Here is a 1,320-nt window from a genome sequence, read left to right as displayed (position 1 = left end):
GTGAACCGCCCCGGATTTTGTGGAGGCTCCAACTCTTGAGAGAATGGAGCCATGAACAAGAAGGTAACCAAGTTTTCCCCGGAAGTCCGGGAGCGCGCAGTGCGCCTAGTGCGCGAGCAGCGTAGCGAACATCCGTCGATGTGGGCGGCGGTCGAATCGATTGCGCCCATGATCGGCTGCACACCGCAGACACTGCACGATTGGATCAAGCGCGACCAGGTCGACCACGGTGAGCGCGATGGCGTGACCACAGACGAGCGCGAGCGCCTCAAGGCCTTGGAGCGCGAAGTCAAGGAGTTGCGTCGTGCCAACGAGATTCTCAAGGTCGCGAGCGCGTTTTTCGCCCAGGCGGAGCTCGACCGCCGTTTCAAGTCCTGAAGGCCTTCATCGATCAGCATCGCGACACCTTCGGGGTCGAGCCGATCTGCAAGGTCTTGCGGATTGCCCCGTCGGGTTACCGACGCCATGCCGCGCAGCTTCGTGATCCGTCGCGGCGCTCTGTTCGCGCAATCCGCGATGAACGTCTGCGGCCGGAGATCAAGCGTGTGTGGCAGGCCAACATGCAGGTCTACGGCGCGGATAAAGTCTGGAAGCAGATGAACCGGGAGCGTATCGCGGTGGCGCGCTGCACGGTCGAACGGTTGATGAAGCAACTGGGTTTGCGCGGCGTGATGCGAGGCAAGCGTGTTCGCACGACTGTTCCTGATGCCATAGCCCCGCGCCCGCTGGATCGGGTCAATCGCCAGTTCAAGGCGGCACGGCCGAACAAGCTCTGGGTTTCGGATTTCACCTACGTTTCGACGTGGCAGGGCTGGCTGTATGTGGCTTTCGTGATCGATGTGTTCGCTCGCCGTATCGTCGGCTGGCGAGTCAGCAGCTCGATGACCACGGACTTCGTTCTGGATGCACTTGAACAGGCGCTTTACGCGCGGCGCCCGGGCGACGACGGAACCTTGATACACCATTCGGACAGAGGGTCCCAATAGGTCAGTATTCGCTACAGCGAACGGCTGGCCGAAGCGGGCATCGAACCGTCGGTCGGCAGCCGGGGCGACAGCTACGACAACGCCCTGGCTGAAACGATCAACGGTTTGTACAAGGCTGAACTGATTCATCGCCGCACCTGGAAAACGCGGGAATCCGTTGAACTAGCAACGCTGGAGTGGGTGGTCTGGTTCAACCATCATCGATTGATGGAACCCCTCGGCTATATCCCGCCCGCCGAAGCTGAGGCAAACTACTATCGGCAACTTGAAACAGCTGCCGCAGAACCCGCATCAACTTAAACCAACCAGCCTCCACGATTCCCGGGACGGTTCA

Annotated in this window: 1 pseudogene and 1 other annotated feature; the pseudogene reads left to right on the top strand. The window is 60.5% G+C overall.

Features of this window, described 5'->3' with window-relative positions:
• The first annotated feature begins 51 nt into the window (after positions 1 to 51).
• Positions 52 to 1,286 (top strand): annotated as a pseudogene (locus JMY24_RS38040) (IS3 family transposase).
• Positions 333 to 449, top strand: a sequence feature (AL1L pseudoknot). (Overlaps the previous pseudogene by 117 nt.)
• Positions 1,287 to 1,320: the final 34 nt, after the last annotated feature.

This window comes from Paraburkholderia kirstenboschensis (assembly GCF_904848585.1).
GTDB lineage: Bacteria > Pseudomonadota > Gammaproteobacteria > Burkholderiales > Burkholderiaceae > Paraburkholderia > Paraburkholderia kirstenboschensis.
The sequence above is the reverse complement of the archived record's forward strand: the minus strand, read 5'-3'. Positions and strand labels throughout refer to the sequence as shown.